At 65.1% G+C, this 14626-nt stretch carries 15 protein-coding genes; 5 read left to right on the forward strand and 10 right to left on the reverse strand.

Annotation, left to right across the window (positions count from 1 at the left end; translation table 11 throughout):
* Positions 1–327 precede the first annotated feature (327 nt).
* The 4 genes from D1409_RS19015 to D1409_RS19030 all read right to left on the reverse strand — a co-directional run bounded on the left by D1409_RS19015 (position 328) and on the right by D1409_RS19030 (position 3218).
* Positions 328–513, reverse strand: a complete 186-nt coding sequence (locus tag D1409_RS19015; protein ID WP_123538581.1) for a hypothetical protein — start codon at positions 511–513, stop codon at positions 328–330.
* 353 nt (positions 514–866) lie between these two features.
* Positions 867–2126 carry a site-specific integrase gene (locus tag D1409_RS19020; protein ID WP_123538582.1) on the reverse strand — a complete coding sequence of 420 codons (1260 nt, stop codon included), beginning with the start codon at positions 2124–2126 and terminating at the stop codon, positions 867–869.
* A gap of 322 nt (positions 2127–2448) precedes the next feature.
* The gene (locus D1409_RS25450) at positions 2449–2718 is read right to left on the reverse strand and encodes a hypothetical protein (RefSeq protein WP_123538583.1); all 270 of its coding nucleotides are present in this window, start codon (positions 2716–2718) and stop codon (positions 2449–2451) included.
* A 125-nt stretch (positions 2719–2843) separates the two neighbouring features.
* The gene (locus D1409_RS19030) at positions 2844–3218 is read right to left on the reverse strand and encodes an SHOCT domain-containing protein (protein WP_123538584.1); all 375 of its coding nucleotides are present in this window, start codon (positions 3216–3218) and stop codon (positions 2844–2846) included.
* 258 nt (positions 3219–3476) lie between these two features.
* Here D1409_RS19030 and D1409_RS19035 point away from each other — a divergent pair, with 258 nt between their 5' ends.
* Positions 3477–3674: a heavy-metal-associated domain-containing protein gene (locus D1409_RS19035; protein WP_123538585.1), complete on the forward strand. Its 198-nt coding sequence runs from the start codon at positions 3477–3479 to the stop codon at positions 3672–3674.
* Positions 3675–4103: 429 nt separating this feature from the next.
* Here D1409_RS19035 and D1409_RS25270 read toward each other — a convergent pair whose 3' ends face one another.
* Positions 4104–4427 (reverse strand): hypothetical protein, encoded by a 324-nt coding sequence (locus tag D1409_RS25270; protein WP_206425131.1) that lies wholly within the window; start codon positions 4425–4427, stop codon positions 4104–4106.
* A 137-nt stretch (positions 4428–4564) separates the two neighbouring features.
* The gene (locus D1409_RS19045) at positions 4565–6241 is read right to left on the reverse strand and encodes a DUF4397 domain-containing protein (protein WP_123538586.1); all 1677 of its coding nucleotides are present in this window, start codon (positions 6239–6241) and stop codon (positions 4565–4567) included.
* Positions 6242–6786: 545 nt separating this feature from the next.
* Here D1409_RS19045 and D1409_RS19050 point away from each other — a divergent pair.
* A complete protein-coding gene (locus D1409_RS19050; protein ID WP_123538587.1) occupies positions 6787–7146 on the forward strand; it encodes a hypothetical protein in 360 nt (119 codons plus the stop codon).
* A gap of 100 nt (positions 7147–7246) precedes the next feature.
* On the forward strand, positions 7247–8860 hold the full coding sequence (locus D1409_RS19055) for a long-chain-fatty-acid--CoA ligase (RefSeq protein WP_123538588.1): 1614 nt from the start codon (positions 7247–7249) through the stop codon (positions 8858–8860).
* Between the two features lie 9 nt (positions 8861–8869).
* Here the strand turns inward: D1409_RS19055 and D1409_RS25455 are convergent, their stop codons facing one another.
* Positions 8870–10057, reverse strand: coding sequence for a hypothetical protein (locus tag D1409_RS25455; RefSeq protein WP_235853623.1), 1188 nt, complete (start codon positions 10055–10057; stop codon positions 8870–8872).
* Positions 10058–10446: 389 nt separating this feature from the next.
* On the opposite strand from D1409_RS25455, the gene D1409_RS19065 reads away from it, so the two are divergent.
* Positions 10447–11904 (forward strand): sulfatase, encoded by a 1458-nt coding sequence (locus D1409_RS19065; protein ID WP_123538589.1) that lies wholly within the window; start codon positions 10447–10449, stop codon positions 11902–11904.
* Positions 11905–11972: 68 nt separating this feature from the next.
* Here the strand turns inward: D1409_RS19065 and D1409_RS24760 are convergent, their stop codons facing one another.
* The 3 genes from D1409_RS24760 to D1409_RS19075 form a co-directional block, all read right to left on the reverse strand.
* On the reverse strand, positions 11973–12146 hold the full coding sequence (locus D1409_RS24760) for a hydrogenase maturation nickel metallochaperone HypA (RefSeq protein ID WP_164471788.1): 174 nt from the start codon (positions 12144–12146) through the stop codon (positions 11973–11975).
* A gap of 75 nt (positions 12147–12221) precedes the next feature.
* Positions 12222–12908 carry an RraA family protein gene (locus D1409_RS19070; RefSeq protein ID WP_123538590.1) on the reverse strand — a complete coding sequence of 229 codons (687 nt, stop codon included), beginning with the start codon at positions 12906–12908 and terminating at the stop codon, positions 12222–12224.
* A gap of 97 nt (positions 12909–13005) precedes the next feature.
* Positions 13006–13932 carry an LLM class oxidoreductase gene (locus tag D1409_RS19075; RefSeq protein WP_123538591.1) on the reverse strand — a complete coding sequence of 309 codons (927 nt, stop codon included), beginning with the start codon at positions 13930–13932 and terminating at the stop codon, positions 13006–13008.
* Between the two features lie 109 nt (positions 13933–14041).
* Here D1409_RS19075 and D1409_RS19080 point away from each other — a divergent pair, with 109 nt between their 5' ends.
* Positions 14042–14626, forward strand: coding sequence for a hypothetical protein (locus tag D1409_RS19080; RefSeq protein WP_123538592.1), 585 nt, complete (start codon positions 14042–14044; stop codon positions 14624–14626).

Consider the following 14626-nt stretch of genomic DNA (forward strand, 5'->3'; position numbering starts at 1 on the left):
CGGCGCTCGCCTCCGAACGAAATACTTCAATTGGAAACATAGTCGGGTGATGCTGACGCATCACCCTTGCCCGCTACGCTTTCATAGCGCCAGCTCTGTTCGACCAACAATCTGCTTCCGAAGAGCGTTGCTACCAAGATACCCGCCGAGTGACGCCGCTCCGAAGACGCCTAAGTAGAACCGACGATTCAGGCGTACCCACAGAGTGTATGATAAGGACGTCGGTGTCGTTCGCCTGCAGCACAGCAGGGGTTGTCACGTCGTATCGTAGTGATAGGGTTACTGGGCTGCCCGCGCTTGACGACTCTGCTCAACTATGAGCCGAACTTACCGACTGAGATCTTCTCGCAGTTCCTCTTCTAAGTTAGTGAGTTCTGCATCGAGTTCAGCATCATCCACCTGTTCTGGTGGCTTGTCTTCTTCATCCTCGGCGTGATCATCGATTGGATGGCTGAACATCCGATCTAACTGATCGAGACTAGTGAAGAAGCGCCGGAACTCTTCGTCGTCCATAATAGAAGGTGTATGCTCCATTGACAAAACTTCGATGCCGATTACGGATCGTAGCCATTGCCATGTATCACCCCCATATGTCTGTTTTATTACTATCTGTGTTGGGTGGCTTGTGACCCCTCCGAAATCACAACGGGGAGTTCTGTCCGGTGGATTTGGTTGAGTCTACCAACCGCCGAAAGTCAATGAGATAGCATCCCGCCGCTGTACAGCGAATCTGAGTTGACTGAATTGGTTCGGTTGTGAGAGCTACAAATCGAAAACGAACAGGGAGCTAGTTATAACTGAAAAATGAGATGAGAGAACAAGACCGAATCTAACTCTATCTTGGGACTTTACCGGAAGTGTATGTTCTATATTTCAAGCCCCAATGAGCGGAGTTCCTCGATCTCGCTTTGGATGCTCTTGACTCGCTCTTTCATGTTGCCATCAGCTTCCAACGCTGAGTCGAAGAGTCGTTCTTCCCGTTCTTCGAGTCGCTCGACACCCTTCGGACTCAGAGCCTGCCCACACCACATACATTGGGCCTCTCCTCTGGGCGTATCGCGTTGACACCGCGGACACTCCACCGGCCCGATGTCCTCAATCTCATCCTCCGAAACGTCTGCTCCGTGGGCTCGGGCAACTTCTCGTGCAGTATCCTCTCGGAACACGTTGATGTATCGGCGGGCCTCGTCGCTATTTTCGACCCACCCATGGTGCTTTTCTATATGATTCTGTGACACGTTCTTTCGTGCGAGGTAACTTGCGGAAGATTTCCGCATCCGCGTGAATTCTATCTTCGACGGCTTTCTGAGATCGCCATTATCGACTGCTCGTTTGACGGGTGCTCGGAGCATTTTCAACTTCATGTTGTAGCTCACGTCCCGCCCGGTGTCTAAGTCCGACCAAAGCGGTGCATCAGGCTCGTTACCCCGAGGGTGAACCTCTAACCAGCGTTTGAGGTATGGGACTGATGTGATTAATACAATCGAGCGGCGACCCCGCTTTCCATCAACGGTGATCTCCATCCCGTACTTGTGATCACTAACGTCACCAACAGTTAGTTCACGGAACTCCTCGGATCGCGTACCAGCATCCCAGCTGACGGCGACTGCTGCCTTGTTGCGTGCGTGTTTGGCGTTATCTAGGACAGGAACGATGTGCTCGTCCCACCACCACATCTTCGTCGGGTCTGGTTTTGGGTTGTAGTCTCTGGGGAGGTCGGCCGAGATCCACTCGATACTTGATGGTTTCTCGTCCTCATAATCACCTTCTGTTATGTGCCCACCAAACACTCGAAGCGCGACCCGATGGTCACGTTTCGATTCTTCGCTATCATAGTTTGCGTTGATCCAACTGACGTATTTCTTTGCGGCCTCTTTCTCTTTCTTTGACTCTCCGATGATTTCTACTAAATCTGGCTCAGGTAGTTCATCTGGCGAATATTTGGACGAATCCCCAGCCATCATCGTACAGTGTTGGAGGAGCTTTGTCCATCGGCCCTCAGAGTAATTGTGGACCCCGAGTTCTGAGGAGAACTTGAGAAGGGCGTCTTTCTCCTCTGGTGACAGAGTCTCCGATTTCTCAATCCGCGTGTGGAGTGTTTCGATCTTGTCTGGCAGCTTCGGCATACTCTAATTTAGAACGGGTAGGCATTTGAACTCTTGGTATATGTCCGGGAGGCGGCATTTTCCTGCGAACGAAGTGAGCAGTGAAAATGCTCCTGACCGCGATTTGAACCCTGGAAGTCGCAGCGTCGAGCGAAGCGAGACGACCGTCTTCCTCTGGTTCACGATCCGGGAGGCGGCATGTTTCTATCATCCCACAGTCGCCACTGAAGGGGGTATGGTGGTCCCGAAACCCGTACCTGGTAGTCGGACGTGTGGGCGTGACGGGCCTCTGTGGCGAGGGTGCCATATCGGGGTCGATCAGCGTACTGCCGTCGTGATCCGATCAGTGATGGTCGTGTCCGTCGGACGGCACGTCGGCGGCCGGTGCACGCGTCGCGAACTCTCCCGGCATCTCCACGAACGCTCGCTCGCTCGCAACTCCGCGAGCAGAAGTGATAGTCGTCCCGTCGTGGGTCGCCATCGACCCGTCCACGTCGGTCCGCATCCCGAAGACCGGATCGCGATACCGACCGGAAGCGCCGAGACCGCGTCGATACACGTAGAGGAAGAACTCCAGGAGCGTGAACGCGATCAGATCTTTAGAGACGTACACACCTGGACGAAGCTGGTGACGATCAGCCCCAGGACGATCGCCCACGCGACCGTTCAGAGGAAGCCGACGCCGATTCGCAATGCCTCGAACATCTGGGAGAGGAGTTCCGCTTGCATCGTTTGCTCCTACCGTTCAGATTCGAGCCGTTCACGACGCCGTTCGAACTCCTCGTCGTCGAGTTCCCCGCGAGCGTACGCGGAGCGCAGTTCCTCGAGGGCGGGATCGGTCGATCCGGAGGTGGACGTCATCGCTTTGTAACCGAGGTAGCCGAGACCCACGAGGAGAGCCAGGAACAGCAACTGGAGTCCCGCGCCGACGACGAACAGCCAGCCCATCGCCCCGCCGCTGGCTCCCCACATTCCGTGGCCCCAGTCGCCACCCATCGCGGGACTCATGCCCATCACGCCGAATCCCATCGCAAACGCCGGGAGGAGGACGAGTACGGCGACGATCACGAGGACGAACCAGACGAGTTGCCGGACGGTCGTGTCGGTAGCCATGGATATCATCTCCGAGTCGCGACGGAACGCGATCTCTACCTAGACAGACGAGCGCATCGTTCAATGCCGTTGCCCTTCGGATGGCAAGCATATCTGGGCGCCGATCGTTGCGATCGAAACCGTCTCTCCCGAGGACTCAAGATTCGAGCGATGGATACGGTCTGACTGCCCTCTAAACGGCCTCCGAAGGGACCTGTCCACCACTCCGGTTTCGAAAGCGCAATCGAAAAAGTCGGCAAGGGCGTAGATGGGCCTACCATGACCCGAACCCTGACCGTCGAAGGGATGACCTGTGGCCACTGTGAGCAGACCGTCGAGGCGGCGCTCGAAGGCGTCGACGGCGTGACCGACGCGACGGCCGACCGCGAGACAGAGCAGGTGACGATAGCGGGCGACGCCGACCCGGACGCCCTCGTCGCTGCGGTCGAGGACGCGGGATACGAAGCGAGCGCCTGACAGCGAGCGGATCGACCCCTGTTGTGGACCGATTTTCGCGCCCCGCTTACGCTGACAAACGCTCGCTGCCGCCGGACCGAGAGATGCATCCGTATTCCGAACACAACAAAAATATTATGTAGACTATCTGTCTGTACTCGACTGATGAACGTCGTGGAGATCGTCGAAGAGATGATCGAGGGGTACCTGTCGGGCGGCGCGGAGGAGGCGCTATCGGAGGGCGCCGAGGAGACAGTGGAAGGGGCGACCGGGAAAGACCTGTAGCAGGTCACCGAGCGGACACTCGTCGCCCCGTCCCTCGGTGGCGTGAGGTTCCGCTGGACCATAGCGGAGCGGCCGACACCGGCTGCTGCCGGTCTGTGGAGCCGAGTCCAAGTCTCTACGCTCGCACCGAACTGAAGAACAGCCGACCGAAATCGGGGCCGATACTCAGGCGGGTTTCTCGAGGCAGGCCTCGTGGACGGTCTCGTCGTTCTCGTTCGGTTTCCGCACCTGCCCGGGAACGATCGGTTCGCCGCAGGCGGCACAGCGCAGCTCTCCGCGCTCGCGGGGCCGTTCGGTATCGACCGTCTCCGGTTCGCCGGCGGACGCGGTCGCGACCGAGTACCCGGTCACGGCCGCGAGGCCGCCGACCAGCAGGCCGCGAAGTCGGTTGCCCTTCCGGAACGACCGGATCGCGACTGCCGCCAGCGCGGCGGTGAGGAGTGTGCGAACGGTCCGGTCACGGTCGCCGAGAGTTTCCTGTAACTCCATACCGGGGTATCGGGTTCCGTGACCTTGTATCATCCGTCCCGGCGGACGGAGTCGGTCGGACAGAGCGAGGCGGCACAGTCGCGTGCTCGATCGAAAAAACGGGCGAAAGCGGATTGCTGGGGTTCCGACGGTGGCGATCAGTCGGACGGCGCGCGGGGGTCGGACCGGGCGGGCAGGATGCCGCCGTCGTCGGTGCCGCCGTCGGCGCGCTCGCCGTCGCTGGCGGTCTCGACGGCGACGAACTGGAACTCCTGCGGTTCGTCCTCGACTACCCCATCGCCCTCCGCCGTGGTCTCCGTCTCCTCGTCGGCGCCGTCGTCAGTCGGCGTCTCCTGTCCGACGTCGCCTCCGTCGTCCGTCGGCGTCTCCGCGCCGACCTCGTCTCCATCGTCGGTCGGCGTCTCGGTCTCGGTCTCGGCGCCTGCCTCGTCGGGGTCGAAGTATCCGACCGCGAAGCCACTGTAAACGGTCCCGCCTTCCAGCGAAACCTCGGCCTCTCGGACCTCCGCTTCGCCCTCCTCGTCCGGGGTGGCGGTCGGGGTCTCCTGACCGACTCCGCCACCGTCGGTTGGCGTGTCTTCCTGCTCACCACCGGTGGCCTCGGTCTGCGTCGCGGTCTCCGTCTCGTCGTCGTCACCGCCGCCGAAGAGACCGCCGCCGTCCTCGTCCTCCATCGCGACGACGTTCACCGAATCGACGTCGGGAACCGCGTGGAACACGCGGATGCGCGACGTGTCACTGCCCTCGTCGGTCGGCGTCTCCTGTCCGCCGCCGTTTCCGCCGTCAGTCGGCGTCTCGTCGCCGTCGGTCGGCGTCTCGTCGTCGGTCGGCGTCTCGTCGCCCGGAGTTTCGGCGCCGGTCTCCTCCCCCGGCGCGGAGAGGTCGTCTTCGAGGACCTCGACCTGGAACGCGGTGTCGGTCGTCTCGGTCTCCCCGCCGCCGTCGTCTGTGGGCGTCTCGTCGTCGGTCGGCGTCTCTCCGCCGACACCACCTTCGTCTGTCGGTGTCTCGTCGTCCGGGGGTTCCGCCGTGATGGGCGTCGCCTCGTCGTCCGTCGGCGTCTCCGCGCCAGTGGTATCGTCCGTGGTCCCCTCGGCCTCGCTGATCTCGAGGGTGTAGTCCCCCGCATCGACCTCGACCGACTCGTGTTCTCCGTAGCCCAGCCCCTCGACGAGGACTTCACTGCCATCGGTGGTCCCCTCGCCGTCGGTAGGCGTCTCGGTTTCTTCGCCGACGCCGTCGTCGGTAGGCGTCTCGGTCTCTTCACCGACACCGTCGTCTGTGGGCGTCTCGGTCTCTCCGCCGACGCCGTCGTCGGTCGGTGTCTCCGTGCCGGGTGTCGCTTCCGCTCCGAGGTCGGACTCGGCGAGCACACCGTACGCGACGACGGTGTAGGTCGTACCCGAGTCGAGTTCGACCTCGTCGTCGTAGATGACCTGCTCCTCCTCCTCGCCGAAGATGCCTTCGAGGAACCCGGTGTTCTCGGTCGCGACGATACTGACCTGGTAGGTTCCCGGGTCGACCTCCTCGTAGCTGCTCACGTCACCGAACTCGAGCCCCTCGACCAACGGACCGTCCTCCTCGTCCGTCGGCGTCTCGTCGCCGGCGTCGCCCCCGTCGTCGCCGTCGCCTTCGAGTGTCACTTCGACACTCGGCGTGTCCGGCGACGCGTGGGCGACCCGCAGCGCGGCCTGATCGTCCTGGACTGTGCGCCTGTCGCCCTCCGCCGAGACGAGCGCGTTGCCGGCCACGCCGGCGACGCCGAGCGCTCCGACTCCCTGGATCACTTTGCGCCGTGTGATATTCGGACTCATGCGTTCCGAACGTGGGGCTCTGTGGCTATTGTTACTGAGACGTTCCCTGTTCCGGGCGACATAACAGACATATATGATAAGATAAACAGACCATTTTCCCGACTATGACGGCGTTCCGACGGGAGGTAACGGGACCGAACCTCCGGTTCGGAGCCAGTACAGACTCTCGAAGGCCTCTGAACCCGACTTTCGGGCACCTCTATCGGCCATCGCGTCGTGCGGCTACGCCCGTCGATACTGTCCGATTTCGCTCATAACCCCGAAGAGAGACGTTTCCTTCGTCGAGACTAACCGTTTCGGCCGTTTCGATGGCGCCGCGACGAGAGACGCAGTTACCTCGCTCGATCGGACGGCGCGCTGGTCGAGCGACGCAATCGTTCGCGCGGCGGCCACATCCCGGCCGGGTGGCCACACCGACCGGCTCCCGGTGAGCGCCCGGCGTCGACCGATCGTCGCATCGACTTCCGAGAACGGGATAGGGGTGGCGGGACCCCGCCTCCGGTAGGTGGGTAGTAACTACCGGGCTGGTCCGGGATAGAGTCGATATGGCGCTCATCGACTCGGTCATCGTATTCGTCGTCAGCCTGCTCGTCGGCGCGCTCGGTATCTACGCCGGCGCTCGTGTCGTCACCGACTACGAGGACTACACGTACGCGATCGTGACGGCGCTGATCGGCGCGATCATCTGGGGAATCGTCGGCTTCCTGTTCGGCTGGATCCCGCTGCTCGGGCCGCTCCTGGTGCTGATCGCGTACGTCGCGGTCATCCAGTTCCGGTACCCCGGCGGCTGGGGAGACGCGGTCCTCATCGCACTGATCGCGTGGATCGCGTCGCTGGTCGTCCTCTACGCGCTCGCGCTCGTCGGGATCGGCGCTCTCGAAGCTGTCGGGGTCCCCGGCGCCTGATCGAGGGGCCCGAGCAACCCGAGAGACCCGGGCGAATCGTTCATCATCGAACGTTATTTTATGTGAGAGTAGTCCATTGGGTCCGGTGTGATCGGTTCTCATGCATAAACCACTGCTCGTGACGGACTTTCTGGACAGGGCCCGGCGACACTACGGCGACGACGAGGCGGTCGTGGCGACCACCGGCGAGCGGTTCACGTACGACGAGCTGGGCGAGCGGGCGGACAGGTTCTCGGCGGCGCTCCGCGAGCGCGGCATCGAGAAGGGCGACCGCGTCGCCGTCCTCGACCCGAACACCCACTACCACCTCGAGGCGGCCTACGGGACCATGCAACTCGGCGCGGTCCACACGCCGCTGAACTACCGGCTGACGCCCGACGACTTCGCGTACATCCTCGACGACGCCGGCGTCGACGCTATCTACGCCGACAGCGAGTACGTCGAGAAGATCGAACCCGTTCGTGAGGACGTCCCCACGGAGACGTTCATCACGAACGACGCGGAGTCGGTGGCGGGAGACTGGGAGTCTTTCGACGACCTCCTCGACGCGGCCGACCCGAACTTCGAACGGCCCGAGATGCACGAGGACGAGGTGATCACGATCAACTACACCTCGGGAACGACCGGCGACCCGAAGGGCGTGATGCGGACCCATCGCTGCGAGACGCTCCACGCCTATCTGATCTCGATCCACCAGGAGATCCGCGACGACGACGTGTACCTGTGGACGCTCCCGATGTTCCACGTCAACGGCTGGGGCCACATCTACGCGGTCACGGGGATGGGCGCGACCCACGTCTGCAGTCGCGGAATCGACGCCGAGTGGATATTCGAGACGGTCGCCGAGGAGGACGTCTCCTACCTCTGTAGCGCGCCGACGGTGCTGAACATGCTGATAGACTACTACGAGGACGAGGCCCCGGCGACGACCGGCGCGAACGACGTGCGCGTCGCGACGGCGGGGTCGGCCCCACCGGAGGCGACCATCAGGACCGTCGAGGACGACTTCGGCTGGTATCTCAAGCACGTCTACGGAGCGACCGAGACCGGCCCGCTGATCACCACCTCCGACGCTCGCAGACACTTCGACGACGACGGGTCCGCCCGCTTCGCGATCAAGAAACGGCAGGGACTCGGCTATCTCGGGACCGACGTCCGGGTCGTCGACGAACACGGCGAGGACGTGTCCAGAGACGACGGGAGCATCGGCGAGGTCGTCGTCAGGGGGAACCAGGTGATGGAGGGGTACTGGAACAAGCCCGATGCGACCGAGGAGGCGTTCTCCGAGCGGATCGAGGGGTACTACCACACGGGCGACCTCGCGACCGTCGACGAGAACGGGATGATCGCCATCCAGGACCGGAAGAAGGACATCATCATCTCCGGCGGCGAGAACATCTCCTCGATCGAACTGGAGGACACGCTGTTCGACCACGACGCGGTCTCGAACGTCGCCGTCGTCCCGGCGCCCAGCGACCAGTGGGGAGAGACGCCGAAGGCGTTCGTCGTCCCCGCGGCGCAGACGGTCGACGACCCCGACGCGCTCGAGTCCGAACTGATCGACTTCACTCACGAACGCCTCGCGAGTTACAAGACGATCGGGAGCGTCGAGTTCGTCGACGAACTCCCGACGACTGCCACCGGGAAGGTCCAGAAGTACGAACTCCGGGCCCGGGAGTGGGAGGACGAGGACCGGATGGTCGGCGAGGGGTGAGGAAACGGCCTACTGCAGCCCGCTCGCGATCATGAACAGCCCGACCAGCGCGAGCAACACCCCGACGATCCTCGTGAGCGCGACGTTCCACTCCGCGGGTTCGACCTCGGAGGCGGGCGTCTTGCTCCCGATGGCGTCGAACTGCTCGCTCAGGCGTGCGAACCCGTAGGCAAATCTGGTGCTGAGAGCGCCGAAGCCCGTCAGGAGTACGCCGAAGAAGATCGATCCATCGCCTGACCCGCCGTCTCTCCGCTCGTCGACCTCCTGCGGTCCGTCGGGGCCGCCGCCTCCCGGCCACGTTCCCGGCCCGGGCCAGGCGTCGTCGGTCGGGGACTCGGTCGCCCCGGATCCGGAGCCCTCCCGTGGGTCGTCCGCCTCGGAGACGCCGACGGCCAGTCCGTCGAGGAACGCCCGCCCGTCGAGCACGACGCGCCACTCTGCCGCTCCCGCGTCCTCGAAGCGCGCGTCCCACTCGTGGTCCCACGGATCGCCGGATTCCCAGACCGCGACCCGAACCGTGCCGTCGCTCGCGCGGCTGACGGCGAAGTCGAAAAAGCGCCCCGACGGGAGCGTCAGGTTCTCGGAGCGGCCGCCGACCGAGACGACGGCCGTCGTCGAGAAGTCCGGCCCGTCGTTGGCGAGAATCACCCCGGACTGCGCAGCCGTGGGTCGCGTGTCAGTCGACGTTACGGTCGGCGTCATCTCCGTCGCGGACAGCGTCGTGGCGGTCACTATCGGCGTCGCCTCGCTTCTGGTCGGTCCGTCGCTTTCCGTCGCCGTCGCGGTCGTAGCCGCGCGGTCTCCGCCGGTCTCGGGTCTGGACCCGTTCGGGTCGACGAGGCGGAGCGACCCGTTCGCGCCGAGGTCGAGCGTTCCAGTGACGACGCCGGAGTCGGGTTCGACGGTGCCGTCGGGTCTGGTCAGCGTCGCCGTCTCGGAGTCGGCGACGTACAGCGAACAATCGCCGTCGGCGCCCACGGGGACGGTTCGACCGCCGCTCCAGTTGTCGAGCGAGTTCTCTCCCAGTCCGTCCTCGAAGGCCGGCGCCCAGTCGTCGTCCAGTCCGGGCGCCGAGTAGGTCTCGTACGTGCAGTCGGCCACGCCGTAGCCAGCGGCCGGCCCGCTGTCCGCCGAAACCGTCCCGAGGACGGCGCCCGACGCGACCGACACCGCACCGACAGCGACGGCCAGGAACACGACGAGAGAGACGACTCGCGGAACTACCGCGTCTGATGGAGGGCTCGACACACGGAGACAGTCGTCGTGAACGACACTTAGTGACTTTGGAACCGCCCGACGCCGGCAACTCCGGCACACCGCCGAAGCGTAGACGACTCCGTGCGCGAATTCGGGTCGCTCCTCTCTCGTTGCCGACCGCTCACTCGGCCGAGAGGTCGGCGGCATAAGCCGGACGTACTCGCCGCTCACCGGTGTATCGGGGTGTGACCGGTCACAGCCGATGCCCCGCCGCCGGCTCCGGTAAGTCCGCCCTATCGAAACGCCCGACCGCGGGAGGAAACGAACGGCGAAAATCAGCGAGTAAGCGGTCAATTGCTATCGGTATCGGCCCCCAAGCGCAGGCGACAATGGCTACTCAGCCGAACGTCGTCGTCGTCGTCGCCGATACCACGCGAGTCGACGACGCGTACGACTCGCAAGTCGCGCCGACGATCGCGGAACTCGCTACGACGGGAACTCGGGCCACGCAGGCGGTCTCCGCCGCCCCCTGGACGCTCCCGTCCCACGCGTCGCTGCTGACCGGAACGCCGCCGTCGGAACACGGCGCTCACGCCGACCACGAGCGCCTCGACGACCGGCGGCCGCTGGTCTCGGAACAGTTCCAGGACGCCGGCTACGAGACCGTCTGCGTCTCGAACAACACCTGGCTGAGCGCCGAGTCGGGCTTCGACCGCGGCTTCGACGAGTTCCGCCAGATGTGGCAACTCGTCCAGTCCGACAACGCGCTGAGCGAGCTCGTCGACGAGACGGAAGGGAGTCGCGCCCGCCTCGTCGCCCGGAAGCTCTTCGACGGGAACCCGGTCGTCAACGCGGCCAACACGCTGTACCGGCGGCTGGTCCGCGACCGCTCCGACGACGGCGCCCAGCGCAGCACGGAGTGGATCGCCGACTGGCTCGGCGACCGCTCGACCGACCGCCCGTTCTTCCTGCTGGCCAACTACCTCGAACCCCACCTCGATTACCGGCCGCCGAAGCGCACCACCGAGCGCCACCTCCCCGACGACGCAACCTACGAGGAGGCGATGGCCGTCCCGCAGGAGCCCTGGGAGTACCTCGCCGGGGATCTCGAACTCTCCGACCGGGAGCTCCGACTGCTCCGCGACCTGTACCGCGGCGAAGTCACCTACTTCGACGAGCAACTGGCCGCGCTCAGGGAGGCGCTCGTCGCCGCCGGCGAGTGGGAGAACACGATACTGGTGGTGACCGCCGACCACGGCGAGAACGTCGGCGACCACGGCCTGATGGACCACCAGTACTGCCTCTACGACACGCTCGTCCACGTCCCGCTCGTGATCCACGGCGGCGCCTTCACCGGCGGCGACGACCTCGACGACCTCGTGAGCCTGGTCGACCTCGCGCCGACGCTCCTCGACGCCGCGGGCGTCGACGCACCCGGAGCCCGCGAGGCGTTCCACGGCACTTCGTTCCACCCGGACGCCGACGCGTCTCCCCGCGAGTTCGTCGTCAGCGAGTACATGGCCCCACAGCCGTCGATGGCCGCACTGGAGCGCAACCTCGGCGAGGTCCCCGACCACCTCACCCGCTTCGACCGGTCGCTGCGCTCGATCCGGACGGACGAGCACAAACTCGTCCGCGGGTCCGACGGCTCCGAGCGGCTCTACGACCTCGACGCCGACCCCGGAGAGACGACCGACGTGTCCGAGGCACGGCCCGAGGTCGTCACAGACCTGAGCGACGCGCTCGACGACTGGCTCGATACCGTCGACGCGGCCGGCGACCGCGGGTCCGTGTCCATCGGCGGCGAGCGCAAGGAACGGCTCGAACAACTGGGATACCTGCAGTGACCGGGGCCGACGTCTCCACTCGCTGACCCGCCGGTCCGGCAGTCGTCAGGGCCGTACCGAGTGTCGTCTCAGGTGTCCGGCGCCATGTCGAACCCCTCGACCTCCTTGACGTCGGTCGACCCGCACTCCGGGCAGTGCTCCCGCGGCGCGTCGAACTCCGCCCCGCAACTCGTACACTGTAGGTGGACGCCTGGTTCGGTGTCGGGGACGAGCAGGTCCCTGATCGTGTCAACTATCCCCATGGGACGGGGTTGGCTGTCGACACGCAAAGGTGTTGTTCCGTGTGCGACGCGGCGCGAATCGCGAACGGTTATCGACTACAGCGTGCCGTAGCGGTCCCAGACCTCGAAGACGCTGTCGCCGTCGCGGATGTCCGAGCGGACCTGGTTCTCCGTCTCTAGCTCTTCCTCGCCGCGTTCGAGCACCTCGTCGACGATGTCGGGCTCGATGACCGCGATCGACTGGTAGTCGGCGAAGATCACGTCGCCGGGCGCGATGGTCACGTCGTGGACCTCGACGGGCACGTCCCACTCGCGGAAGCTGACGCGGCCGAACGACTCGATGGCGCTGTGGCCGTCCGACCAGACCGGGAACTCGTGCTCCTCGATCATCGTCGAGTCGCGCGTCGGGCCGTCGATGAGCGCGCCCGTCGCGCCGTTCTCCTGCACGATGGTGCTCAGGAGTTCGCCCCAGAGCCCGACTTCCGTGTCCTTCGGCGCCGCCATGACGACGAAGTCGCCCTCGTCGGTGGCCTCGAGGTACTGGAAGAAGTCGATGTCCTCGGCGTCGCGGTCCTCGTCCTCGTCGTCACCGCCCTCCTCGTAACCGATGTCGACGCGCTGTGCGGTGTGTGCCGTCCCGACGGTCGGCTCCGTCGACCAGACGGGGCGGATGCGCGTCCCAGGGATGACGTTGTCCTCGATGCCCATCTCGTCCGTGATGTCGTTGATGAGGGCGCTGTGGAGTTCCTCGAACCGCTCGCGTTTCTCCGGTGTGAGCGTCATTTGGGTTCTCTCCGAGCGACACGATGCGAGGGAAAAAGGGTGGCTATAGCGGCAGGCTGGACCGGCGTCGGCCGAGCGGAACACTAGATCGTCCTCGTCACAGCCCGGCCAGCACCTCGTCGGCGAACTGTTCGAGCACCGCGCGCTCGTCCCGGCTCGGGTCGGTCGCGCGAACGTTGATCATCACGTGGTCGACGCCCGCCTCGCGCAGGTCGCGGACGTGGTCGCCGAGCCAGTCGGTCCCCGCGGCGTACCCCTGATGTATCCGCTCGGGACCCGCCGCCGGATCCTCGGACAGCGCCACGTGGAGCACCTGCACGTACGGTTTCTCGCCGGCAGTCTCGCGCCACTCCTCGACCTGCGCGGCCACGTCCTCAACCGCGCGCTGGTAGTACACCCAGCCGTCGCCTTCCTCGCCGATCCACTCCATGGACTGGCCGGCGTGCCCGGTCACGAGCAGTGGCAGCGTCTCCGTCGTCGGCTTCGGGAGCAGGTCCAGCGAGCCGTCGAGCGTCCCGAACGACGAGTCGAGTTCGGGGTACTCCTCGCGCCAGAGCGTACGGAGCACGTCGACGCTCTCCCGGAACAACTCGCCCGCGTCGTCCTGGTCCACACCGAACGCGGGGAACTCCGGCGGCCGGTCGCCGCTGGCGACGCCGAGGACCAGTCGGCCGTCCGAGAGCCGGTCGACGGAGGCTGCGGCCTTCGCGACGTGGAGCGGGTGGCGGAGCGGCAGGACGATACTGCCGGTCGCGAGCGCCACGTCGTCGGTGTTCGCGGCGACGTGCGAGAGGAACACCCACGGGTCGTACACCTGCCCGGCGTCGTCGAACTTCGGCCAGAACAGCGGCACGTCGCGGAACCATAGCGCGTCGAACCCCAGTTTCTCGGCGACCCTCGCCAGTTCGACCTGTTCGCCCAGCGGCGGGATCGGGCCGTCTGCGGTCGTGATCGGGAAGAACAGCCCGACGGAGAAGTCGTCGCCGAAGAGCCGACGATACCCCCGGTTTTCGTGGTCGGTCATCGACTCCCGGTTCGGTCGACGCCGCCGAGAAACCCCCGGTCTCGGCCGCGTCCGGCTTGCACGAATGTGCCGGCCGGTCGCCCATTCGCCTGGCGGCCCGAACGACCACATGGCACTGTCCGGACAGCGCCCCGCAACGGACCCCGACTCGCCGCCGGCCGCGTCGGACCGCGACCACTCGGCCGTGGCTCGGCCGCTCTTGCTCGCTGTCGTCGTCGCGTCGCTCGGTACCGTCGGCGTCGCGGTCGACCGGCCGGCGGACGACTCCTCGATAGCGGGCGCCAGCGCGGGCGGCGCGCTCGCGGGTGGGGCCGCAGTCGCACCGGTCGGCGGCCCGGCAGCCCTCCAGTCGAACGGGACCGAGTCGGTCGCGCTGTCGGTCGAGAACGTCGCGAACTGCGGCAGTCGCTGTCGGCTGGTGACGGCGAATCTGACCAACAACGGGACCGAGCGGCTGGAGAACGTCACCGCGGAGACGCGGATCGCCGCCGACGACGCGCGGCTCTGGAACCGCACCTACCGGTTCGGAAACCTCTCGGTGAACGAGTCGGCCAACCGGACCGCTCGCATCCGCCTCAGCGTCACCGAGAGCCTCCAGGTCGCCCGCAACGACGGCTGGATACGGATCAACACGACCGTCTACTGGGACGGCGGCAACGCCACCTTCAGCGAACGCCGCCGCGTCATCCGATGA

Origin of the sequence: Halosimplex salinum (genome assembly GCF_003730195.1) — an archaeon.
Lineage (GTDB): Archaea > Halobacteriota > Halobacteria > Halobacteriales > Haloarculaceae > Halosimplex > Halosimplex salinum.

Excerpts from the sequence above, each read along its gene's own strand:
- D1409_RS19015 (WP_123538581.1), bottom strand. The coding sequence starts at position 513 with ATGGACGACGAAGAGTTCCGGCGCTTCTTCACTAGTCTCGATCAGTTA.
- D1409_RS19020 (WP_123538582.1), bottom strand. The coding sequence starts at position 2,126 with ATGCCGAAGCTGCCAGACAAGATCGAAACACTCCACACGCGGATTGAG.
- D1409_RS19030 (WP_123538584.1), bottom strand. The coding sequence starts at position 3,218 with ATGGCTACCGACACGACCGTCCGGCAACTCGTCTGGTTCGTCCTCGTG.
- D1409_RS19035 (WP_123538585.1), top strand. The coding sequence starts at position 3,477 with ATGACCCGAACCCTGACCGTCGAAGGGATGACCTGTGGCCACTGTGAG.
- D1409_RS25270 (WP_206425131.1), bottom strand. The coding sequence starts at position 4,427 with ATGGAGTTACAGGAAACTCTCGGCGACCGTGACCGGACCGTTCGCACA.
- D1409_RS19045 (WP_123538586.1), bottom strand. The coding sequence starts at position 6,241 with ATGAGTCCGAATATCACACGGCGCAAAGTGATCCAGGGAGTCGGAGCG.
- D1409_RS19050 (WP_123538587.1), top strand. The coding sequence starts at position 6,787 with ATGGCGCTCATCGACTCGGTCATCGTATTCGTCGTCAGCCTGCTCGTC.
- D1409_RS19055 (WP_123538588.1), top strand. The coding sequence starts at position 7,247 with ATGCATAAACCACTGCTCGTGACGGACTTTCTGGACAGGGCCCGGCGA.
- D1409_RS19065 (WP_123538589.1), top strand. The coding sequence starts at position 10,447 with ATGGCTACTCAGCCGAACGTCGTCGTCGTCGTCGCCGATACCACGCGA.
- D1409_RS24760 (WP_164471788.1), bottom strand. The coding sequence starts at position 12,146 with ATGGGGATAGTTGACACGATCAGGGACCTGCTCGTCCCCGACACCGAA.
- D1409_RS19070 (WP_123538590.1), bottom strand. The coding sequence starts at position 12,908 with ATGACGCTCACACCGGAGAAACGCGAGCGGTTCGAGGAACTCCACAGC.
- D1409_RS19075 (WP_123538591.1), bottom strand. The coding sequence starts at position 13,932 with ATGACCGACCACGAAAACCGGGGGTATCGTCGGCTCTTCGGCGACGAC.
- D1409_RS19080 (WP_123538592.1), top strand. The coding sequence starts at position 14,042 with ATGGCACTGTCCGGACAGCGCCCCGCAACGGACCCCGACTCGCCGCCG.